We start from the raw sequence: 239 nt of genomic DNA, 5'->3' as shown, positions 1-239 counted from the left end.
CCGGTATTTGCCAACGCCGTCGCCCGTCACGAGCGGGTGAAAGTGCCGCTGTTCGAGCTTTTCGGCCCATACTGGGCGCCCATGCTGCTGGGCGCGGGCGCCATGGTGGTGTGCTACGCGCTGTTCTCCATCTCCACGGTGTTTTCCCTGAGCTACGGCGTGGCCAGCCTGGGTTACACGCGGGAAACCGTCCTCGGCTTGTTGTGTTTTGCCGTGGTGTTCATGGCCCTGGCCACGCC

At 64.4% G+C, this 239-nt stretch carries 1 pseudogene; it reads left to right on the top strand.

The features are described 5' to 3' along the window. Positions 1-239 (top strand): annotated as a pseudogene (locus AC0IW7_RS25000) (MFS transporter); the annotation flags it as partial.

This window comes from Pseudomonas sp. AC229, from assembly GCF_979254655.1.
Note: the sequence above shows the minus strand (reverse complement) of the source record. Positions and strands in the feature narration are given on the sequence as shown.